Here is a 22,753-nt window from a genome sequence, read left to right as displayed (position 1 = left end):
CCTGGGCGGAAGGCGATGACTGTCGGGCGACGGAGATAGGCTGACTCTGTGCACCCCCCGTCCGACTGGACGAGGGGCCGCCGTCGTGTGCGTCGACTCCCCTGGAAGGATTCCCTTGCTCACCGGTCTGTTCACCGCCGCCCTGGCCGACCCCGGGTTGGCCCGGGCGCGTGACCTGGCGCGCTCCGGTGCCGCCCAGGTCGACGGCCTCGACATCACCGCCCCGGCGGCACTGCGCCCGTTCGCCGTCGCGGCGGTCGCCGCCGACAACGACGGGGCCGGCCGGCCGGTGCTGGCGGTCACCGCCACCACCCGGGAGGCCGACGACCTCGCTGCCGCGCTGGCGGGGTTGCTCCCGGCCGAGCAGGTGGTGGTCTTCCCCTCCTGGGAGACGCTGCCGCACGAGCGGTTGTCCCCTCGCTCGGACACGGTGGGCCGGCGGCTGGCCGTGTTGCGCCGGCTGGCGCACCCGGAGTCGACCGACGCGCACGGCGGCACCGGCCCACTGCGGGTGGTCGTCGCGCCGGTCCGTTCGCTGCTCCAGCCCCAGCTCAAGGGGCTCGGCGACCTCGAGCCGGTGCAGCTCGCCGCAGGCGAGGAGGCGGACCTGGAGGAGGTCGCCCGCCGGCTGATCGACATGGCGTACGCCCGGGTCGACCTGGTCACCAAGCGCGGCGAGTTCGCGGTGCGCGGGGGCATCCTGGACGTCTTCCCGCCGACCGACGAGCACCCGTCCCGGGTGGAGTTCTGGGGCGACGAGGTGGAGGAGATCCGTGCCTTCGCCGTCGCCGACCAGCGGACCATCGAGCAGGTTCCGCTGCTCTGGGCCCCGCCCTGCCGGGAGTTGCTGCTCACCCCCGCGGTCCGCGACCGGGCCGCCGCGCTGGCCGAGCAGCATCCCGAGCTGGCGGAGATCCTGGACAAGCTGGCCGAGGGCATTCCGGTGGAGGGGATGGAGTCGCTGGCGCCGGTGCTGGTCGGCCCCGACTCGCTGGAGTTGCTGCTGGACGCCATGCCGGCCGGCACCCACGTGCTGCTGTGCGACCCGGAGCGCATCCGCACCCGGGCGCACGACCTGGTGCGTACCTCGGAAGAGTTCTTGCAGGCCAGCTGGGCCGCCGCCGCTGTCGGCGGCCAGGCCCCGGTGGACGTCGCGCCGCCGCCTTCCGCACCCTCGGTGAGGTACGCGCCGCCGCCGGCAGGCTCGGTCAGCCGTGGTGGACGCTCTCCCCGTTCGGCCTGGTCGAGGCGGAGCCGGCAACCGCCGAGACGCGGCAGCCCTGGGAGGACGCGCCGGAGCAGACCGCTGTCACCCCGGACGACGCCATCGCGGTGACCCTGTCCGCTCAGCCGGCCCCGCTCTACCACGGCGAAACCTCGCGAGTGGTCGACGACCTGAAGCGCTGGGCCGGCGAGGGCTGGTCGATCGCCCTGGTCTTCGAGGGGCACGGCCCCGCCCAGCGGGCGGTGGAGGTGCTGCGCGACGCCGGCCTGGGCGCCAGGTTGACCGAGGAGGTGCCGAGCGCGCCCGCCCCCGGCGAGCTGGTGGTCACCTGCGGGGCGCTGAGCAGCGGGTTCGTCGACGAGGCGTCCCGTTTCGTGCTGCTCACCGGTAACGACGTGACCGGTGGCCGGGGCACCTCGACGCGGGACATGCGCAAGATGCCGAGCCGGCGGCGCAACACCATCGACCCGCTGGAGCTGAAGGCCGGCGACCACGTGGTGCACGAGCAGCACGGCATCGGCCGGTACGTGGAGCTGGTGCAGCGAACGGTCAACGGCGCGAGCCGCGAATACCTGGTCATCGAGTACGCGGCCAGCAAGCGGGGCCAGCCCGGCGACCGGCTATTCGTCCCCACCGACCAGCTCGACCAGCTCTCCCGCTATGTGGGCGGCGAGCAGCCGACCCTGCACAAGATGGGCGGCTCGGACTGGCAGAAGTCCAAGGCGCGGGCCCGCAAGGCGGTCCGGGAGATCGCCGCGCAGCTGATCCAGCTCTACGCCGCCCGCAAGGCGTCCAAGGGTCACTCGTTCGGCCCGGACACGCCGTGGCAGCGCGAGTTGGAGGACGCCTTCCCCTGGCAGGAGACGCCGGACCAGCTCGCCGCGATCGACGAGGTCAAGCGGGACATGGAGCAGACCGTCCCGATGGACCGGCTGATCTGCGGTGACGTCGGCTACGGCAAGACCGAGATCGCGGTCCGGGCGGCGTTCAAGGCGGTGCAGGACGGCAAGCAGGTGGCGGTGCTGGTGCCGACCACGCTGCTGGTGCAGCAGCACTACAACACGTTCGCCGAGCGGATGAGCCAGTTCCCGGTGCAGATCCGGCAGCTGTCCCGGTTCCAGACCGCGAAGGAGACCGAGCGGACGCTGGAGATGGTCGCCGACGGCACCGTCGACATCGTCATCGGCACCCACCGGCTGTTGCAGACGGCGACCCGCTTCAAGCAGCTGGGTCTGGTGATCGTCGACGAGGAGCAGCGCTTCGGTGTCGAGCACAAGGAGCACCTGAAGACGCTGCGGGCGTCGGTCGACGTGCTGAGCATGTCGGCCACCCCGATTCCACGGACCCTGGAGATGGCCATCACCGGCATCCGGGAGATGTCCACGATCGCCACCCCACCGGAGGAGCGACACCCGGTGCTCACCTTCGTCGGCGCGCAGGACGACCGGCAGGTGGCCGCCTCGATCCACCGCGAGTTGCTCCGCGACGGGCAGGTCTTCTACCTGCACAACCGGGTCGAGTCGATCGACCGGGCGGCTCGGCGGCTGCGCGAGCTGGTGCCCGAGGCGCGGGTCGCGGTGGCGCACGGCCAGATGGGCGAGGAGGCCCTGGAGAAGGTCATGGTCGGCTTCTGGGAGAAGGAGTTCGACGTCCTGGTCTGCACCACGATCGTGGAGTCGGGCATCGACATCCCGAACGCCAACACCCTGATCGTGGAGCGGGCCGACCTGCTCGGCCTGGCCCAGCTGCACCAGATCCGGGGTCGGGTTGGCCGAGGTCGGGAGCGGGCGTACGCCTACTTCCTCTATCCGCCGGAGAAGCCGCTCACCGAGCACGCCCACGAGCGGCTGGCGACCATCGCCCAGCACACCGAGCTGGGCGCCGGCATGTACGTGGCGATGAAGGACCTGGAGATCCGGGGTGCCGGCAACCTGCTCGGCGGCGAGCAGTCCGGGCACATCGAGGGCGTCGGCTTCGACCTGTACGTGCGCATGGTCGGCGAGGCGGTCTCCGCGTTCAAGGGTGAGCGGCCGGAGGAGGAGACCGACGTCAAGATCGACCTGCCGGTCGACGCGCACCTGCCGCACGACTACGTGGGCGTGGAGCGGCTGCGCCTGGAGATGTACCGCAAGCTCGCCGAGGCGCGCGACGAGGAGCGGCTGGGCGAGGTGATCGCCGAGATGACCGACCGGTACGGCGAGCCGCCGGCCCCGGTGCAGAACCTGGTGGAGGTGGCCCGGTTCCGCCTGCTGGCCCGCCGGTACGGCCTGACCGACGTGTCCATGCAGGGCAAGCACGTCCGGTTCGGTCCGCTGCCGTTGCCGGACTCGAAGCAGTTGCGGCTCAAGCGTTACCACCCGGATGCCGTCTACAAGCAGGCCACCGACCAGGTGAGCGTGCCCCGGCCAACCACCCGGCGGATCGGCGGTGAGCCACTGCGCGACCAGGCGCTGCTGCAGTGGTGCGCGCAGCTGCTCTCCGATGTGCTCGGTGCCCCCGCCCCGCTGGCCGCCGCGGCGAGCTGAGGCGGGGCGGGGTGAGGTGGGGGCCGTCACAGCGTGGGAGAGGGCATGAGAGAGTGACGGGTATGCGTGCTCGCCGTGTGATCGCCGCCGCCAGCGTCGCGGCCCTGGGTGTCCTCTCCCTCGCTGCCTGCGGCAAGTCCGCACCGAACATCGCCGCGTACGTCGGTGACACTACCTACTCGGTGGATCGCGTCGACACGATCTACGACGAGGTGCAGACGAAGTACGGCGACGCCGTCCGGCAGGAGGCTGGTCAGGCGAACGCGACCCCGTCGCCCGAGCAGCTGCGCTCCCCGGTGACCCGCCAGGATGTGGTCAACCTGCTGGTCGGCCTGGAGCTGGGCAAGCGGGTGGCGGCGGCGAAGAACGTCCAGGTGCCCGACGAGGTGACCCCGCAGCAGCTCGAGCAGAGCCTGCGGGTGCCGGCGAGCACCGAGTACGCCAGGCTCTGGGGCGAGTGGATCGACCTGCTCCAGGTGCTCAACCAGCAACTGCCGCCGGCCGAGCTGAGCGACGACTCGCTGATGGCCGTCTACGGCGCGCTGACCAAGACCGGGGCGATCCAGCCTGGCATGTCAGTGGCCGACGTCCGCCGGGCGTTCGGCGACGGCGGTTTCGTCCGCAGCGCCACCGCGCTCAGCGCCGCGCTCGAGGACGAGGCGGACCGGCTCGACGTCACGATCAACCCGCGCTTCCAGAAGGTCGGGGTGCCGTCGGTGGTGAGCACCGGCCAGTCGCTGGTCTTCTACTCGCTGCCGTACATCAACGAGGACGGCCCGGTCACCGACATCTCCACCCCGGAGCCGCTGCCGTCGAGTGACGCGCCGAGTGCCGAGGGCCCGGCCCCGGATCCGGGCACGGCCAGCTGAGCATGACGGCACGGATCGTCCTCCTGGTCACCTCGCCCCGGCTGCCCGCCGGCCTGTTGACCTCGGCGGCCTGGGACGTCGTACGCCGGCACCCGGTGCTGACCGGTGCGGAGGGCGAGTTGGTGACGGCCGTGCGTCAGGCGGGCGCCGAGGTCACCGTGGTGGACGGTCCGGCGACGCAGCCGCTGCTGGACGCGGTGGCGGCGCACGGCACTGTGGTGTGGCTGGCCGGGCCGGCGGGCGACGAGGCGCTGGCCCGGGAGTTGGGCCTGCGGCTGGCCCGGCAGCCGGGGTTGGCCGAGCTGGAGTTGATGTACGGCTCGTGGGACCCGCCGGGCGCGCGGCTGCTCGACGCGGTGGCCGTGCTGGACCGGCTGGCCTCGCCGGGCGGCGACCCGTGGAAGCGGGCGCAGACGCATCGCAGCCTCGCGGGTTATCTGCTGGAGGAGAGCTACGAGGCGTACGACGCGATGGTCGAGGACGACACCGACTCGCTGCGTGAGGAGTTGGGCGACGTGCTGTTGCAGGTGGTCCTGCACGCCCGGCTCGCGGAGGAGTTGCCCGAGGGCGAGCGGTGGACCATCGACGACGTGGCGGGTGGCCTGGTCGACAAGATGATCCGGCGCAATCCGCACGTCTTTGCCGGCGCCGAGGCGGGCACGTTGGAGGAAATCACCGCCAACTGGGAGCGGATCAAGCGGGTCGAGAAGGCGCGCGATTCCGTCCTGGACGGTGTGGCGCTCAGCCAACCCGCCCTGGCCCTGGCCGCGCAGATCCTGGAACGTGCCACCCGCAACGGCATCGAGGTCCCACCTCCGCTGGCCGCCACGCAGGTGGATGCCGAGGCGAGACTGGGCGCGAGCCTGCTGGCGACCGTCGTCGCGGCCCGCGAAGCGGGTATCGACCCCGAAGCGGCCCTCCGCCGAACCACCCTGGCCTACGCCCAAGCCATCCGAGCCGCCGAAACCCAGCCCCCATCCCCACCCCCACCCGTCGACCCGCGTTGATCAAGAGATTCGCATCAGGATCCGGCTCGGATCTGACCCAAACCTCTTGATCACCGAGGTGGGCGCGGAGGGCTGGGTAGGGTGGGGCCGGTGGAGGAGTTTGGGGTACTCGCGGAGCGGGTTGTTGAGGCTCTGCTGGAGTCGCGGCCGGGGGTCGCCACCGCTGCCGGGGATCATCGGTTCGACTCCCGGCTTCCGGATCTGTCCGCCGACGCGCTGTCCGCCGATCGGGTGATGCTCTCCGACGCGGCGAACGCGCTGTCCGAACTGGACCCTGACTCGCTGGACGTTGACGAGCAGGTGGACCACGCGCTGCTCACCTCCTTCGTGGACCGGGAGCTGTTCGAGCTGACCGAGATCCGGCCGCACGAGTGGGATCCGCTGCACCACAACCCCGGTCCGCTGCTACACCCGCTGCTGGCCGCCCGTACGCCCCGGCTGAGGTGCGGTTGACGCAGCTGGCGGGCCGGCTCGCCGCCGTACCGGATGCCCTCGCCACCGCCCGCGCGACGTTGCGGGACATGCCGCGGATCCACGCCGAGACGGCGGTCGGGCAGTTCACCGGCACAGCGGCGCTGATCCGCGACGAGCTGCCCGGGCTGATCGCCCAGGCGCCGGGCAGCCTCGACGAGGTCGAGCCGGCGGCCACCGCCGCGATCGCCGCGCTGGAGGAGTTCGTCGCCTGGCTGCGCACCGGCCTGGCCGCCGACGCCGGCCCCGGCCGCGACCCGCGACTGGGCCGCCGCCGCTGGGAGGCGCGGCTCTGGCACACCCTCGACACGGAGCTGGGGGCCGCCGAGATCCAGCGCCGCGCCTGGGCCAACCTGGACCGGGTCACCGCGGAGATCCGTGCGGCGGCCGTCGAGCTGGTTGGCGGCCCGGCCGACGACGCGACGGTACGCCGGGCGTTGGACGTGCTCGCCGCCGAGCACCCGGACGACTCGACGATCGTCGAGCTGGCCGGGGTGACCCTGGACGAGGCGACCGACTTCGTCCGCACCCACGACCTGGTGACAGTGGTCGACGACCGGTGCGTGATCCAGGAGATGCCGGAGTTCGCCCGGGGTGTCGCGGTGGCCTACTGCGACGCGCCCGGCCCGCTGGAGACCGCCGCCCTGCCGACCTTCTACTGCATCGCGCCCACCCCGGCGGACTGGTCGGCGCGGCGCGTGGACTCCTTCTATCGCGAATACAACGACCACATGGTCCGCAACCTCACCGTGCACGAGGCGATGCCCGGCCACTTCCTCCAGCTCGCCCACGCCCGGCGGCACGTCGGCGGCACGAGGGTGCGGGCGCTGGCCCGCTCCGGCCCGTTCGTCGAGGGATGGGCGGTGTACGCCGAGGAGCTGATGGCCGGGCTCGGCTTCGGTGGCCTGCCGGTGCGGTTGCAGCAGCTCAAGATGCAGCTACGCATGACCATCAACGCGTTGCTCGACCAGTTGGTGCACGCCGAGGAGCTGCCCGAGGCCGAGGCGATGGCGCTGATGACCGAGCGCGGCTTCCAGGAGGAGGGCGAGGCGGCCGGCAAGTGGCGCCGGTCGCTGCTCACCTCGACGCAGCTCTCCACCTACTTCGTGGGGTACAGCGAGATGGCCGAGATCGCCGCAGCCCGCCCGGACGGGGTGTCGGTGCGCGACTGGCACGACGCGATGCTCGCCCAGGACTGCCCGCCCCCGCGCCACCTGCGCACCCTGCTCGACCTCTAGACGCGTTGGCCGCTGCGTCGTCGACGGTCATTGGTGAACCTTGCGCCGTGCCGCGCTGGCCAGCAGATAGATGCCGGTGATGAGGGTGACGAGACGGACGACGAAGATCACCCCTCCGATGGCCGCCGCCAGCGCGCCCAGGGCGATGATGCCGTACGGGAGCCAGTCGGTGTCCGGAATGACGCGCGCAGACCCGGGGTCCTGCGGCAGGTAGGAGACAGTGGCGGTCGAACCCAGCGTCGGCCGATTGCTGCTCTGCTCCGGTTCGGTGAACTCCACCGGCCGGTTGTCCGACGCGGTGAAGGTCAGGACCCGCGAGTACATGGTGCGGCCGTTGCTGTCGCGGGAGGTCGTGATCCTGGTGACGGTGGCGGTCGTCGACGTTCCATCCGGGTAGGGCTGGTGCTGACCATGCCACCACCAGCCGAGACCGACGAACAGGAGGCCGACTGCCAGCACCACGAGGGATCCGAAGATGCCGTTGCGCTTGCGTCCCCAGGGCACATCGATTCCGACGAGGCCGTCGGTGACCAGTGCGGCGCCTGCGGCGGTGCGCGCTCCGCGACCGGACAAGACGTTGGCGAGGGTCCTCAGGATCTGGATGGGCATGTCAGGCGTCCTCCGGTCGATCAAGGGCGTACAGCGTGGTCATCGCACCCACGTGACGGGAACGGCTGCCGGTTCGACCGGCCGTCGTCAAGTGACCCGGATCTCGTCCCGTCGGCCGCGACCTCACGACCCGATCCCGAAAGGGCCGACGATTCGTTGATCCGCGTCACACCGCCGTCGGACGCACGCTCACGGTTGGCTGTTACCGCTGGTCCCAGACCCAGCCGGGGACGCCCACCGAGGCGGGCGCGTTGGCGTGCCGGATAACCTTCCGGCCATGAGCGAGTCGGCGATGGCTCGACGGCGGGGTGTCGCCGTCATGCTGGCGTTGGAGCTGTTGCTGATCGGGCTGGGCGTCGGCACGGTACGGGCGGTCGAGGGCGTCGTCGCGGGACACGTCCCGCGACGACCGCTCGCCAGCCAGCTCGGCCCTGACTTCATGGACATCGATTCCGTACGCTCCGACGCCGCCCAGTCCGTGGTGCCACCTCCGGCGGGTGCCGGCAGCTACACGTGGGACTGCGGCCGCAACGAGATCGGCCACCGCAACACCGCCAACGTCGTGGCGGCGCCGGGCTACCCGGGGCAGGCGCACCACGTGCACGACTACGTGGGCAACGTCTCCACGGCGGTCGGCTCGACCCCCCGAAGTCTCGCCACGGCCCCGACCACCTGCCGCAACGGCGACCGCTCCACCTACTTTTGGCCGGTACTGCGGACCGTGCCGGCGGGAGACGGCGGTGTCGGGCATCCGGGGCACGACGGCGAGATCCAGGTGCCGGCCGCCGTCACCCTCACGTTCCTGGGCAATTCGCGCGGACATGTGGTGCCCATGCCGCTACGGCTCGCGGGGACCGTGGGGGACGCGGTGGCCATAACCAACGGCAGCGCCCGCCCGGCGGCGACGTGGACCTGTTCCAGCACGCCCGACCGCCGGACCACCGCCTACCCCGTCTGCCCCGTCGGTGACCGGGTGCTGCGGATCTTCGACTTCCCCAGCTGCTGGGACGGCCGGCGGCTCGACAGCCCGACCCACCGCGCGCACCTCCTCGCTGCCGACCAGGACGGCGCCTGCCCCCACGACACGTTCCCCGTGCCGCGGCTGCGGATGACGCTCGCGTACGACCTTCCGCCGGTCGTCCGTTTCCAGATCGACGCGTTCGACGGCCAGCACAACAGCCCGCTCACCGATCACGCGTTCTTCCTCAACCTCATGCCGGAGACGGTGACGGCCAAGGTGGTGGCCTGTCTCAACGCGGGCCGGACCTGCCACGACGGCTGAGGGCCGCGCGGACCGCGGCGGCCGCAACGGGTCAGTCCGGGCGGCCAACCTCGAACCGGCCGGCGGAGGACGTGACCGTCACCGTGACCGTCTTCGGCTGACCGGCGATCCGCGCCGAGCAGGAGAACCGGCTGTTCACCTTGACCGGTGGGGCGACCGGACAGGCGACCTCGTCCGCGTCGAGCTGGTAGTTCTCCCGCAGCACCGTCAGCACCCCGCGCTGGAGCGCCGCCGTGTCGAAGACCTTGCGGTTGAGGAACCCGGGCCAGAGCAGGCCGAGCACCAACACGACCGCGAGCACGACCGGCCCACCGATCGCCGCCACGAGCTTCGGGGAGACGCCGCGCCTCGGCGCGCGGCCGGTCTCCGGGCCCGAGGCGGACGGGCCGAACTGCGGCGGCGGCGCCGGGGTCCAGCGGGGCGCCGGGGGAGCCGCGGCCGGGGGCGTGGCGGAGCCGTCGAGGCTTCCGTACGGGTTGGTCATCGTCGTTCCCCCGGTCCTCAGCGAGCCGTGGCGGTCGGCACGGCGACGACCTCGGGCAGTGGCTTCGTCCTGCCCCCGGTCGGGTTGACCGCGAACCAGGTGCCGCCGACCCCCTGGCCCTTGATGTCACCCGGCGCCTTGTCCCCGGCGAACCGGTAGACCGGCCAGCCGCCGATGGTCACCTGGCAGGTACCGTCGGCGCGCTCCACGTAGCCGACGAGCTGCGGGTTGATCCCGCTCGGGTAGATCTGGCCGGGCGAGTGGATCAGCAGTGGCGGCCAGGTCTTCGCGCAGTCTCCGTTGCAGGTGGACTTCGGCGGCTTGGCGCTGTCCTTGTCGAACCGGTAGAGCGTCCGGCCCTGCCCGTCGGCGACGTACGTGCCGATGTCGGCGGAGGCGGTGCCGTTCAACTGCACTATGGTGCTGCCCCGCCCCCGGTCTGGTGGGGGCGAGAGCGGGCCGGCGGCCGGACCACTGTAGATCTGCACGCGGCGCTGGGTCTTGGCCACGGTGGGCGCGGCCATCGGCGACGCCGACGCCTCGATCACCTCGGGTACCTGGTCCGGGCTCGCGGCCGCGGAGACGGCAGGGCTGGGCGCTGCGGCCGTGGAAGCGGCGGGCGCCGCGGCTTCGGGCGCCTTGTCGCCGCACGCGGCCAGGGCCGCCAGGCTCGTCAGTGCGATCGCGGTACGCGCGATCCGGCTGGGCAACAACATGAGTGCTCCACCTCGTGTTCGGTGCGACCGTGCCCGTACGCCCGGTCGGCACCCACACGGTCGGGCGCGCGATGTGGTTCACCGCAAGGACGGGAAGCTTCCGCGTCACGAACCCGAACATCCCGCTGAACCGTTCCGGAGCGCCATCCGTGTGGGTGGCGGCAACGGCGGAAGGCGGTCCACACGATGACCGCCGCGCCCGCCGGAAAGACGCACGAAACGAGGGAGCGGGAACGTGGCCACCTACCACATCGTCAGCGAGGACATCCAGGAGTCGGCGAGCTGGCTGCAGCAGAACATGCAGACGCTGCTGGACGGGATGACCCAGGCCAAGAGCAAGATCGACACGTTGATCCAGGGCGGCTACAACACCCCGGCCGCGCAGCAGCAGTTCCAGCCGTACTTCGACGAGTACAAGAGCAGCGTCGACCAGACCCTGGAGGGCATGGAGGGCATCAGCCAGTACCTCACGCAGGTCGGCGACGCCTTCGCGGAGACCGACAGCCAGACCGGCAGCAGCCTCGGCCGCTGACGGACGAACGGCCCGGGGGCGCGTGGTGAGCAGATCACCACGCGGCCCTGACCGTTTCCTCTCGACGGACCACCCGACCAGGAGAAACCCGTGCGCCTGCTGCTCACCGTTGCGGATCCCCCCACCGCCGTCACCGACTACCAGGTGGAGGCGGACCTCGACACCACCGTCGGGGAACTCGCCGCGGCGCTGGCCGCCCGCCGTCCGTCCGCGACGGACACGCCGCCGACGATCTTCGTCGCCGGCGCGCCCCTGGATCCGCGGCTGACCCTCGCCGAGGCCCCGGTACACCAGGGCACGGTTCTCGGCCTGGACCGCCCGGCGCCCGAGGCGCCCGCACCACCGCCGGGCCTGATCGAGGTACGGGTGGTCGGCGGCACGAACGCCGGTGACGTCCACCAGCTCGACATCGGCGAGCACGCGATCGGGGCCGCCAGCACCAGTCGGATCCGCCTCTCCGACCCGACGCTCGCCGCCGTGACGGCGCGGGTGCGGGTCACCCCGGACGGTGAGTGCCGGCTGAGCCTGCTCCAGCCGGGGCTGCTGCTCGACCGCACCGAGGTCTCCGGTGAGCTGGTGTGGCCGCCCGGCGGGCAGCTCGCCGTCGGTTCCTCCCTGCTGGAGCTGCGCCACCCGGTCCGTGCGGACGCCGCGCTGCAGGTCTCCGAGGACCGGACCGGCCTGGACTACAACCGCCCGCCGCGGCTGCTCGCCGCCGCCCGGGCCACCCGGTTCGCGCTCCCCGCACAACCGTCGCCACCCGAGCGGCGGCCGATCACGCTGATCACCGTGCTGGCGCCGCTGCTGGTCTCCGGGGGCATGTACCTCGCCACCCGGAATCCGCTGACCCTGCTCTTCGCCGTTCTGTCGCCGGTGGCGCTGATCGTGAACCAGATCGCCGCCCGGCGGCAGGGACGGGCCAGCCACCGGGTGCGGATGGCGGAGTACGAGGCGAAGAAGAAGCGGATCGCCGCCGAGGCGCAGGGGGCGTTGACCGCCGAACGGTTGGCCCGCCGGGACACCCATCCCGATCCCGCGGCGGTGCGGTTGATGGCGGTCGGACCGCAGCGTCGGCTCTGGGAGCGGCGCCGCACCGACCCCGACTTCCTGGAACTGCGCACGGGCACCGCGGACCTTCCCTCGGAGGTGGTGCTCACCGACCCGAGCCAGGACGAGCACCGGCGGGAGATCCGGTGGAGCGCGCTCGACGTGCCGGCCGTCGTGCCGGTCCGCAAACACGGCGTCGTCGGTGTCGCCGGTGGCCCGGTGGCCCGTACCACCGCCCGCTGGATGGTGGCGCAGGCGGCCACCCTGCACAGCCCCGAGGACCTGCAGATCTACCTGCTCGCCGGCGCGGGCGACGAGGAGGGCTGGTCGTGGACCCGCTGGCTGCCGCACGCGGCACCGCGCGACGGTCAGGACACCCTCGCCACCGTCGGCGCCGACACCCAGACGCTGGGCCGTCGGGTGGCCGAACTGGTCGCCGTCATCTCGGCCCGCTCCGCGCAACGGCAGGACGGCGCGTTCCGCGACATCCTCGTGGTGCTCGACGGGGCGCGCCGGCTGCGGTCCCTGCCCGGGGTGACGCAGATCCTGCGGGAGGGGCCGTCGGTCGGCGTCTACGCGCTCTGCGTGGACGCCGAGGAGAGGCTGCTGCCGGAGGAGTGCCAGGCCGTCGTCGCGCAGCAGACCGACGGGACGCTGCTGGTCACCAGGACGCTGGCCGAGCCGATCGCCGGCGTCCACGCGGACCTGGTCTCGCCGGACTGGCTGCGGACGGTGGCCCGGGCGCTGGCGCCGCTGCGGGACACCGGCGGCACGGACGAGGGTGGTGCGCTGCCCGACGCGAGCCGGCTGCTCGACGTACTCGGTATGGAGCCGCCGGAGCCGGACGCCGTGGCGGCGCGCTGGACCACCGGGGGCCGCACCACCGAGGCGGTGCTCGGCGTCTCCCTGGACGGCCCGTTCGCCCTGGACCTCAAGCGGGACGGGCCGCACGCCCTGGTGGCCGGCACCACCGGCTCGGGCAAGTCGGAGCTGTTGCAGACCCTGGTCGCCTCGCTCGCCGTGGCCAACCGGCCGGACGCCATGACGTTCGTGCTGGTCGACTACAAGGGCGGCAGCGCGTTCAAGGACTGCGTCCTGTTGCCGCACACCGTCGGCATGGTGACCGACCTGGACACCCACCTGGTGAGCCGGGCCCTGACGTCGCTCTCGGCCGAGCTGCGGCGCCGGGAGCACATCCTCGCCGAGGCGGGGGCGAAGGACATCGACGACTACGTCGACCTGCTGCGCCGCGAGCCAACCCGAACGCCGATGCCCCGGCTGCTCATCGTGATCGACGAGTTCGCCTCGATGATCCGTGACCTGCCCGACTTCGTGGCCGGTTTGGTCAACATCGCGCAGCGCGGCCGGTCCCTCGGCATCCACCTGGTGCTCGCGACCCAGCGCCCGGGCGGTGTGGTCTCGCCGGAGATCCGCGCCAACACCAACCTGCGGATCGCGCTGCGGGTGACCGACAGCAGCGAGAGTCAGGACGTGTTGAACGCGCCGGACGCCGCCTCGATCTCCAAGTCCACGCCCGGACGGGCGTACGTGCGCCTCGCGCAGTCGTCGCTGGTGCCGTTCCAGGCGGGCCGGGTGGGCGGGTTCCGCCCGGGCGCCCGGACCACCACCCGGCGGGCACCGTGGCTGGTGCCGCTCTCCTGGCCCGACCTCGCCGTCCGGCGCCGACCCGCCCCGGTGGCGGCAGCGCGGAGCCCGCGGCCGAGCTGACCGACCTCGCCGTGCTGGTGGAGGCGATCCGGGGCGCCAACGAGCAGCTCGCCATCGCGCCGCAGCACAGCCCGTGGCTCCCGGCGTTGCCGACCACCCTCACGGTCGACGCGCTTCCCGCCGCCCGGGGCAGCGGCTACCTGCCGGCCGTCGCGTACGGGCTGGTCGACCTGCCGGCCCAGCAGGATCAGACACCGCTGGAGCTGGACCTGGAGACGCTGGGGCATCTGCACGTTATCGGCTCCTCGCGCAGTGGCCGGTCGCAGACGCTGCGGACGATCGCCGGCACGCTCGCCCGCGCCCACTCCACGGCCGACGTCCACCTCTACGGCGTCGACTGCGGCAACGGCGCCCTGCTGGCACTCAACGACCTGCCGCACTGCGGCGCCGTGGTGCAGCGGACGGAGGCCGAACGGCTCGGGCGGCTGTTCGGCCGTCTCCTCGCCGAGCTGGGACGGCGGCAGCAGCTTCTCGCGTCGAGCGGCTCGGCGAGCCTCGTGGAGTACCGCTCAAGCGCGGTCGAGGGTGACCGCCCGCCGCACCTCCTCGTGCTGCTGGACCGGTTCGAGGTCTTCGACAAGACCTTTGCCGACTACGACAACGGCACGGTGATGGCCGCGCTGCTCACGCTGCTGCGCGAGGGTGCCGGGGCCGGGATCCACGTGGTGCTGGCCGGCGACCGGAGCATGTTCTCCACCCGGATCTCGTCGACGACCGACGACAAGCTGGTGTTGCGGCTCAGCGAGCGCAGCGACTACAGCATGGTCGGGATCAACTACCGGCAGTTGCCCGAGGAGATCGAGTCGGGCCGGGCCATCCGGGCGGCCGACAGCGCGGAGGCGCAGATCGCGCTCCTCGCCGAGGACAGCTCCGGTCAGGGGCAGGCCCGGGCGCTCGCGGAGATCGGCGCGGCGGCCCGGTCGCGGGACGAGGCCCTGCCCCGCGCCGCCCGCCCGTTCCGGATCGACGTCCTGCCCGACGAGCTGACGCTGGCGGAGTCACACGCCCTGACCCGACCGTCCGGTCCGCTGTGGACGCTGCTCGGCGTCGGCGGCGACGAGCTCACCGGCATCGGGCCCGACCTGGCGGAGATTCCCACCTTCGTCCTCGGCGGGCCGCCGCGCTCCGGCCGGAGCACAGCGCTGCTGGCCATGGTGGCGGGCCTGCTCGGGCGGGGGACGCCGGTGGTGATCGGCGCGCCGCGCCGGTCGCCGCTGCGGGAACTGGTCGGCGTGCCCGGCGTGCTCGACGTCGTGGCGGGCGAGAACTTCACCTCGGCGCGGCTCGCCGCGGCCCTCGACGGGCGCGACGGCCCGGTCGTGGTCGTCTTGGACGACGCGGAACAGCTGCTCAAGTGCGACGCCGGCAGTGACTTCGGCGAGATCGCGCGGACCGGAGCGGAGACCGGTCGTGGCCTGATCATGGCGGGCACCATCGACGGCCTCTCCGGGGGCTTCGGCGGCTGGCACGTCGACGCCCGGCGCAACCGGCAGGGCGCGCTGCTCAGTCCCCAGGGCCTCGGCGACGGTGAGCTCGTCGGCGCCAAGCTTTCCCGGGGGCAACTGGCCGGCGGCCGGCCCGGCCGGCCCTCGCCCACTTCGGCGACGGCAAGCTGCACCTCGTACAGGTGCCCCGCGCCGATCTCGCGGCACTGCGGGCGGTGCTCGACGACGAGCCTCCCGCGGCTGCCGTGCCGCAGGGATCCTGACGGCGGTCGCCGTGGGCCCCGCGCGGGCCCCGGCCCGTTGAGCAGCGCTCACAACACACTCAGGGGGACACCTTCCGGTGTCCCCCTGACGTGCGTCGGCGACTCACCCCCTGGTCGCCGACTCCCCCACGGAAGCCTGGGGAGTCGCGAGCGCCGAGGCTTCGTCCCCCCAGGTGAACGTCAAGGTCCCGGTGATCGTGGCGAACAGCTCGAACAGTTCCTCCGCCTCGGCGAGGTTCGGGCTCGACCCGGTCACCACGAGGACGTTCGATGAGCCCGGCAGCGGTACGACCGTGTGCATGACGGCACAGCGCATCGTCGTTCCGTCCTGGGTCACGTTCTGGATGCCGTGCACCCGACCGACCGTGCCGATTGCGGGGATCTGCGCCGTGCTCACCCGACGCCAGGTGCCGTCCGCCCGGCCGGGTTGCCCGATCGCGGTGAGCGCCCCGATGATGTCGCCCGTCACCGGCTGGGTGACCACCGAGACCAGCACCGTCGCGGTGAGCGGACCGTCCTCGTACAGCTGGAAGACGCCGGCGGCGTGCACCGCGCCGGCGCGGCGGGCCTCGCGCACCGACCGGCGCAGCTGCTCGGCGTACTGACCGGCCTGCTCCTCGGGAAGGCCGCCCTCGCGGGCGCGGGTCCACACCTCCTGCGCCATCCGGTTCTCGTCGCCTCGTCGGCGACCGAGTAGTCCACCCAGTCCTCCGGCGTGCGCAGCTGGAAGCCGGTCGGGGTCGAGGCTGTAACGCCGGTCACTTCTTCCCTCCGTCGTCCGGGTTCGTGAGGGCGTTGACGGTCTGCTCGTCCGTCTCCCGGAACGCGTCCGCGACCGCCTTCGCGGCGTCGCGTACCCCTTCGAGGTCCTTCGCCACCACGTGGCGGCCGTCACCCCACCGCTTCTCGAAGTCGTGGGCGGCCCTCTGCAGGTCACGCTGGCCGAGCGTGTCGACCACGTGCCCCATGGACTTGATCGGGGCACTGTCCATCAGATCCTTGGTGCGCTGTAGCAGGTCGTGTATCCGCTCCAGCTCCGCACCCGGTACGTCGATCACGCTCATGCCGGCACCGCCGCGCCGAGCCTGCCGGTTCGCTCGCTCATCTCCGGTTCCCTCCGGGGCCGTCACAGCAACTCCGCGCCGTACACGGATGCCGTGCCGTTGCGGTTCAGCGCTGAACCGATTCTCGATCGCCTACGTGTGCGAGTCGGCTCCCGGCACCCGGCGCGGTTGTGGGGGGACCAGACGGTGCGATAGGGGAGGTTGGTCATGGCGCGTCCGGGGGACGCCGAGTGGTCGGTGTTGCAGTTGGACTCCGACCCGGTGCCAGGGGATCCGGAGTCCTTCGAGGAGATCACCCGGGCCTACCAGGAGTTGGCGAGGACCACCCAGGAGGCGCACGACCTGCTTGCCACCGGCGGTCAGATCGACGTCGGGCAGGGCAAGGCGATGGAGGCCTTCCGGGACCTGATCGGCAAGCTGCCGCCCCGGTTGGACCGGATGGCCCACTCGTACGCCACGGCGGCCGACGCGTACCTGCGCTACCTTCCGTCGCTGGAGGAGGCGCAGACCATGTCGCTGCGCGCTCTGGATCAGGCCCAGCAGGCCTCTGGCGACCAGGGGGCGGCGCAGGCGGCGGTGTCGTCCGCGCAGGCGGCGCTCACCGCGCTCAGCGGTGACGCGGCGGCCGCCCAGACCGCGAAGGACAAGGCCGACGACGACGTCACCGCCGCCCAGCGCCGGGCCGACGATGCCCGGCAGGCGCTCGACCAGGCCAAGGCACTGCTCGGGCAAGCGACCGCGCTGCGCGACCAGGCCGCCCGATCCGCCGCCGCAACGCTGCGGCAACTCGCGAAGGACGCCCCCCAGCGCTCGCTCTGGGAGAAGATCGCCGAGGCGTTCCACGCGTTCATCGAGTTCCTGCGGAGCACGGTGATCCAGTGGATCACCCTGGTGCTGGACGCGCTCTCGGTGATCGCCTCGTTCATCTTTCCGCCACTCGGTGAGGCCATCGGTCTGCTCTCCGGCGCGATCGACCTCGCGGGAGCGGTGCTCGGCGGAGACCCCGCCGAGATCGGGATGGCCGCCGGCGGCATGGCCCTGGGTCTCATCCCCGGCGGTCGGATCGCCGCGCGGCTGATGAAGTTCGCGGCGAAGGGCGCGCCCGGGCTGGTCAAGGGCGGCGTCGAGGGCGCCACCCGGGGCCTGGAGGCCGGCGGCGGGAAGACGATCGGGGGCGGGCTGGCCGGCAAGGGTGCCGGCGCCAACCGGCCACCCGTGCCGAAGGACACGTCGCTGACGATCGACGTACGCAAGTGCGTCACCGACCCGGTCGACGTGGCCACCGGCGAGATGGTCCTCGCCCAGATCGACCTGGAGCTGCCGGATCGCCGACAGCCCGTGCTGGAGCGGACCCACCTGTCCACCTACCGCGCGGGCGGTTGGTTCGGTCCGTCCTGGGCCTCGACGCTCGACCAGCGGTTGGAGTTCGACGGACAGGGGGTCTGCTACTTCGCCCCGGACGGCATGATCCTCGTCTACCCGCCGGCACCGGCCGGCGCGACGGTCCTGCCCGAGGAGGGACCGCGCTGGCCGCTCACGGTCCGCGGTGACGGCACGGCCGTCGTGACCGACCCGGTGGCCGGCCGGAGCATCCTCTTCCTGCTCTCCGGGGCGGTCGGCCGACTCGCGGTGGTCGCCGAGGGCGACGGTGGCCGGCTGGAGGTGGCGCGGGACGAAAGCCACGCGCCGGTCGCGCTGCGGACCGGCGACCGGCAGTTGATCGCGGTCACCACCTCCGACAACCGAATCACCGCCCTGCATCGCACCGATTCGGCCGGACGGCGTACCGCCCTGGTCGCGGGCTACCGCTACGACGAGCAGGGCCGGCTCGTGGAGGTGGACAACGCGTCCGGCCGGCCGATGCGGTTCACCTACGACGACGCCGGCCGGGCCACCGGTTGGCGCGACCGCAACGGGGTGGACTACCGGTACGTGTACGACGCCGACGGCCGCTGCGTGCGCACCGAGGGCGCGGACGGATTCCTCAACGGCGCCCTGGCGTACGACGTCGAGAACCGGACCACCACGTACACCGACTCCCTGGGCAACGTCACCGTCTACCGGTTCGACGACGCCCACCACCCGGTCAGCGAGACCGATCCGCTGGGCAACACGACCCGGTTCGAGTGGGGCCGGTACAACCAACTGCTGGCGCGGACCGATCCGCTGGGCCGGACCACCCGCTACGAGTACGACACCGACGGTCGGCTGCACACGGTCGTTCGGCCGGACGGCACCGAGGCGCGGGTGACGGCCAGTGGCGTTGCCCTGACCGTCGACGTGCAGGACGGGGACCGGACGGTGCGCCGCACCTACGACCCCGCCCCGGACCCCACGGTCAGCCAGCTCGGGGTGGCCGAGCCGTTCGACTACGACCGGCTCCGCGCCGACGACCCGGCGCGTGACCCCGGTCTCGCCGGCCGTCAGGCGCGCCGGATCACCGCGCTCGGACGTACCGAACGGGTGCGCTACGACAGCGAGGGCAACCCGGTCGAGCGGGTCGACGCCGCCGGGCACCGTGTCCGCACCGAGTACGGGCCCTTCGACCTGGTGCTGGCCACGGTGGACGCCACCGGCGCCCGGACGAGCTACGAGTACGACACCGAGCTGCGGCTCACCGCGGTCACCGACCCTCGTGGGCTGGTCTGGCGCTACACCTACGACCCCGCTGGCCGGCTGGTCGAGGAGACCGACTTCAACGGCCGGGTCCGGCGGTACGCCTACGACGCGGCGGGCCAGCTGATCAGCTCCACGAACGGACTCGGCGAGACCACCGGGTACGTCCACGATCCGCTCGGCAACGTGGTGGAGCGGCGGACCGCCTCCGGCACCACCCGGTACCACTACGACGTGCTGGGCCGGCTGGTGACGGCCGAGAACGCCGACGCCCGGATATCGATCGAGCGCGACGAGCGGGGTCGGGTGGTGGCGCACACCACGAACGGCCGTACCCTCGCCTTCCGCTACGACGACCACACCGGGGCCCGGCACCGCCGGACGCCGGCCGGGGCGCAGAGCGTCTGGGCGTACGACCCGTTCGGCAACCTGGAGTCGCTGGTCACCGCGGGGCACACGCTCGGCTTCCGGCACGACTGGCGGGGGCGGGAGCTGCGGCGCAGCCTCGACGGCCGGCTGGTGCTCGAGCAGACCTTCGACACCGACCGGCAGTTGGCCGCGCAGGTGCTGCCCGGCCTGCGGCAGCGCCGGTTCGACTACCGGGTCGACGGCCTGCTCGCCGGCATCGACGACGATGTGACCGGTCGGGTCGAACTCACGCTGGACCCGGCCGGCCGGGTGGTCGAGGTCCGGGGCGCCGGCCGGGTCGAGGACTACCGGTACGACGCGACCGGCAGCCTGACCTCGGCGCAGGTGTCCGGCCTGCCGTACGGCGGAAAGCTGCGCTACGACGGCAACCTGGTCACCGAGGCGGGCGGGGTCCGTTACCGGTACGACGCGCAGGGCCGGATGGTCAGCCGGACGCTGGCCGACCCGGTCGACGAAGACCGCACGTGGCACCTCGAGTGGGACGCCCACGACCGGCTGGTCGGGGTGCTGACGCCGGGGGGTGACCGTTGGCGGTACCGCTACGACCCGTTGGGCCGCCGGATCGGCAAGCAGCGGTACGCCGCTGGCGACGACGCGACCCCGGTCGAGCAGGTGGAGTTCGTCTGGGACGGGTCGCTGCTGGTCGAGCAGGTGCACACGGACGAGCACGGCCGCATCCGGGTGACCACCTGGGACTACCACCCGGACGAGCAGCGCCCGGTCGCCCAGACCGTCCGCGACGAGCGTGACCAGATCGAGGAGCGCTTCTACGCGATCGTCACCGACATGGTCGGCACGCCCACCGACCTCGTCGATGCCGACGGCGCGCTGGTGTGGCGCAACGAGGCGAGCCTGTGGGGCGCCGTCCGCGCTGGCGACGACCAGAGCGTCATCCCCCTGCGCTTCCCCGGCCAGTACCTGGACGAAGAGACCGGCCTGCACTACAACGTCTACCGCTACTACGACCCGATCAGCGGCCGGTACGTCAGCCAGGACCCGCTCGGCCTCGCGCCGGCCCCGGATCCGGCGGGCTACGTACCCAACCCGTACGCCGCGGCCGACCCGCTCGGCCTGGCCTGCACGGCCGGCTCGTCGAGCAGGGCCCCGGCCTCTCCGGGCGGGGGCACCGATGTGCGGAGCCTGCCCGACACCGCCGGGTCGTCGAAGGGGGGCAGCGGCAAGCGCCCGGACGACCTGGGGGCCGACGACGCCGACCTTGGCGACATCGGTCAGCAGGACATTGCCCCCACGGTCGACCAGTACGGAATCCCGCGGAAGCCCAACCCGCCCGTGCCCAAGTACGTGTATCACGGCTCGACGATCGGGCCCGACGTCATCTTCAAGGGCGGACTGAAGTCCAACGCCACGCTCGACGGCACGACGCCGCACTACGACCTGGGGAAGCATCAGCACAACCCCGAGGGGAGCGGCTTCGTTTCCACCACCGGCAACCTTGACGTGGCGCTGTCCTTCATCCGCCCCCCAGCGGACCCCAAGCTCGGGCTTCTCGGCAAGAAGGGCCAGGACGGGGTGCTCTACCACGAGCGACATGGGTGGCTCTACACGATCGACGCGAAGAAGGACCCGATGCTCCACGCGCCGACTCAGAACCCGCACATCGAAAACATGAAATACCAGGATGAATGGTCGGCTTACAACAACATCCCACCGGATCGGATCATCTCGGCCACCCGCATCGACGGCCACTACAACACGTCGGCCGTGCCGGTGAAGGACCCTACCGATCCAAACAAGCTGGTGAACGGTGTGAAGATCCAGGTCCCGCAGGATCCGAAGTTCGGCCCGTTCCTGAAGGAGGACGTGCTGAACCCCCTGTACAAGCCGTGAAGGTATGACGCGGATGAAGGCTGACGACAACAGGCCGCCGGCGAACGAGACCGCACAGACGGGGCGAGCCCCAGGCGGCGGGCACCGGCAGAGTGAGCAGGACCAGGGCGAGGAGAGGACATCAATGGTGACGACGACGCCACCGCCGACGGTGACCGACGAGATGCGCCGGCAGGCGAAGCGGGCCCCGGACAGCTGGATCTACGCGGTCGATCCGGCGTTCGAGGGGGCCGGGGACGTGCCCGGCTGGGCGGTCGTCGGCGCGTTCCGGGTGGACGAGCAGGGCGAGATCAGCGACGAGTTCCAGCGGAACCCGAACTACCAGCCGAGCCCTGTCGCACTCGGGTTCCCCGTTCCCGCGAACGAGGTGGAGAACGCCCTGCAGTTGGCGGTCACCGGCCTGGGCGGCGACGACCAGGTCCGCGACGCGCTGCGCGAGGCGACGGTCTTCGTGCCGCACGTGCCCGGGGTCGGCATCGCCGACCTGGACGCGGGTCTCGACCGGCCGGTGGTGCACGCGTTCACCTCGGACCGGTACCTGCCCGCTCCTGTGGACTGGCAGTACTGGGAGCGGCGGCCGATCCCGGAACTCGTCGCGGCAATGGGTGACCGGTATCTGGTGCTCAACCCGGGCAGCGAGCTGGAGCTGCGGCTTCCCGCGGCCGACCTCGCCTGACGGGAGGGAACCTCGGCGGCCCGAGATGTCGGCAGCCTCGGTGCCGGGCGGCGGCCTTCCCAGACGAGCCGGGCGGTGAACCCGTTCGGCCCCGGTTACGTGTTCGGGTGGAGCCGCTCTGCACCGCCGGCCCACCCGTACGAGTCACGACAACGCTCTGAGTGAGGTAGTTGATGCGCAGGCTGCTCCGTGCCGCCTTACGGCGCCCGTCCCGGCCGGTCCGGTTGCTCGTCGCCGCCGTACTGGCGGCTCTGCTGCTGCCGCTGACACCGGGCACAGCGGGCGCCGTGGAGCCCGCCGTGCCGTACTGGGTGGTCCCGGGTGAACCGGGCACTGCCAGCGACCTGACTCTGCCCGGCGTGGCCGACCGCGTCCTCGGCGACAGCCGCCGCTGGCCGGAGCTCTACCAGCTCAACAAGGGTCGGGTGCAGCCGGACGGGCTGGTGCTGACCGAGCCCGGGCAGGAAATCCGGGCTGGCTGGGTCTTCGTCCTCCCCGAGGGCGCGGCTTCCGGTGAGATCCGGGTCGGCACGCCGCCGACGGCCGTACCGCCGGCCAACCAGCGGCCGGACCCGCCGTCCGGTGACCAGCAGCCGGTCCCGCCGGCGGCCGGTCAGCAGGCGAGCGCCCCGGCGGCCGGTCAGCCACGGCCGGCGGCGACGTCGGCGGCTCAGCCGAC

General features: G+C 72.3%; 12 protein-coding genes and 3 pseudogenes. 11 read left to right on the top strand and 4 right to left on the bottom strand.

The features are described 5' to 3' along the window. Positions 1-115 precede the first annotated feature (115 nt). The 4 genes and pseudogenes from mfd (at position 116) to JM949_RS18555 (ending at position 7,335) form a co-directional block, all read left to right on the top strand. Positions 116-3,750, top strand: a pseudogene (gene mfd / locus JM949_RS18570) (transcription-repair coupling factor). 62 nt (positions 3,751-3,812) lie between these two features. Then, on the top strand, positions 3,813-4,619 hold the full coding sequence (locus JM949_RS18565) for a hypothetical protein (RefSeq protein WP_203149690.1): 807 nt from the start codon (positions 3,813-3,815) through the stop codon (positions 4,617-4,619). 2 nt (positions 4,620-4,621) lie between these two features. Continuing rightward, the gene (locus JM949_RS18560; RefSeq protein WP_203149689.1) at positions 4,622-5,626 is read left to right on the top strand and encodes a nucleoside triphosphate pyrophosphohydrolase; all 1,005 of its coding nucleotides are present in this window, start codon (positions 4,622-4,624) and stop codon (positions 5,624-5,626) included. Positions 5,627-5,716: 90 nt separating this feature from the next. After that, positions 5,717-7,335, top strand: a pseudogene (locus JM949_RS18555) (DUF885 domain-containing protein). 27 nt (positions 7,336-7,362) lie between these two features. Here JM949_RS18555 and JM949_RS18550 read toward each other — a convergent pair. Then, a complete protein-coding gene (locus JM949_RS18550) occupies positions 7,363-7,944 on the bottom strand; it encodes a DUF3592 domain-containing protein (RefSeq protein ID WP_203149688.1) in 582 nt (193 codons plus the stop codon). Positions 7,945-8,221: 277 nt separating this feature from the next. Here JM949_RS18550 and JM949_RS18545 point away from each other — a divergent pair, with 277 nt between their 5' ends. Further along, a complete protein-coding gene (locus JM949_RS18545) occupies positions 8,222-9,226 on the top strand; it encodes a DUF1996 domain-containing protein (RefSeq protein WP_203149687.1) in 1,005 nt (334 codons plus the stop codon). 31 nt (positions 9,227-9,257) lie between these two features. On the opposite strand, the gene JM949_RS18540 is transcribed toward JM949_RS18545, so the two are convergent. Both JM949_RS18540 and JM949_RS18535 read right to left on the bottom strand, forming a co-directional pair. Next, positions 9,258-9,710, bottom strand: coding sequence for a DUF4333 domain-containing protein (locus JM949_RS18540; RefSeq protein WP_203149686.1), 453 nt, complete (start codon positions 9,708-9,710; stop codon positions 9,258-9,260). 17 nt (positions 9,711-9,727) lie between these two features. After that, a complete protein-coding gene (locus JM949_RS18535) occupies positions 9,728-10,426 on the bottom strand; it encodes a hypothetical protein (protein ID WP_203149685.1) in 699 nt (232 codons plus the stop codon). Between the two features lie 235 nt (positions 10,427-10,661). Here JM949_RS18535 and JM949_RS18530 point away from each other — a divergent pair, with 235 nt between their 5' ends. The 3 genes from JM949_RS18530 to JM949_RS39205 all read left to right on the top strand — a co-directional run bounded on the left by JM949_RS18530 (position 10,662) and on the right by JM949_RS39205 (position 15,715). Then, the gene (locus tag JM949_RS18530) at positions 10,662-10,958 is read left to right on the top strand and encodes a WXG100 family type VII secretion target (RefSeq protein WP_203149684.1); all 297 of its coding nucleotides are present in this window, start codon (positions 10,662-10,664) and stop codon (positions 10,956-10,958) included. Between the two features lie 90 nt (positions 10,959-11,048). Next, positions 11,049-13,733, top strand: coding sequence for an FtsK/SpoIIIE domain-containing protein (locus JM949_RS37300; RefSeq protein ID WP_309232218.1), 2,685 nt, complete (start codon positions 11,049-11,051; stop codon positions 13,731-13,733). Then, entirely contained in the window at positions 13,646-15,715 is a 2,070-nt protein-coding gene (locus JM949_RS39205; RefSeq protein WP_309232217.1) for an FtsK/SpoIIIE domain-containing protein, read from the top strand. Before JM949_RS37300 ends, JM949_RS39205 begins: the two co-directional genes overlap by 88 nt. A 484-nt stretch (positions 15,716-16,199) precedes the next feature. On the opposite strand, the gene JM949_RS18515 is transcribed toward JM949_RS39205, so the two are convergent. Next, positions 16,200-16,505 (bottom strand): hypothetical protein, encoded by a 306-nt coding sequence (locus JM949_RS18515; RefSeq protein WP_203149682.1) that lies wholly within the window; start codon positions 16,503-16,505, stop codon positions 16,200-16,202. Positions 16,506-16,712: 207 nt separating this feature from the next. Here JM949_RS18515 and JM949_RS18510 point away from each other — a divergent pair, with 207 nt between their 5' ends. The 3 genes and pseudogenes from JM949_RS18510 to JM949_RS18500 all read left to right on the top strand — a co-directional run. After that, positions 16,713-21,398 carry a DUF6531 domain-containing protein gene (locus JM949_RS18510; RefSeq protein ID WP_203149681.1) on the top strand — a complete coding sequence of 1,562 codons (4,686 nt, stop codon included), beginning with the start codon at positions 16,713-16,715 and terminating at the stop codon, positions 21,396-21,398. A gap of 13 nt (positions 21,399-21,411) precedes the next feature. Continuing rightward, on the top strand, positions 21,412-22,074 hold the full coding sequence (locus JM949_RS18505; RefSeq protein ID WP_203149680.1) for a type VII secretion system-associated protein: 663 nt from the start codon (positions 21,412-21,414) through the stop codon (positions 22,072-22,074). Positions 22,075-22,247: 173 nt separating this feature from the next. Next, positions 22,248-22,753 (top strand): annotated as a pseudogene (locus JM949_RS18500) (hypothetical protein); the annotation flags it as partial.

The organism is Micromonospora tarensis (genome assembly GCF_016803395.1).
GTDB classification, from domain to species: domain Bacteria; phylum Actinomycetota; class Actinomycetes; order Mycobacteriales; family Micromonosporaceae; genus Micromonospora; species Micromonospora tarensis.
This window is presented reverse-complemented; position numbering and strand designations above follow the sequence as displayed.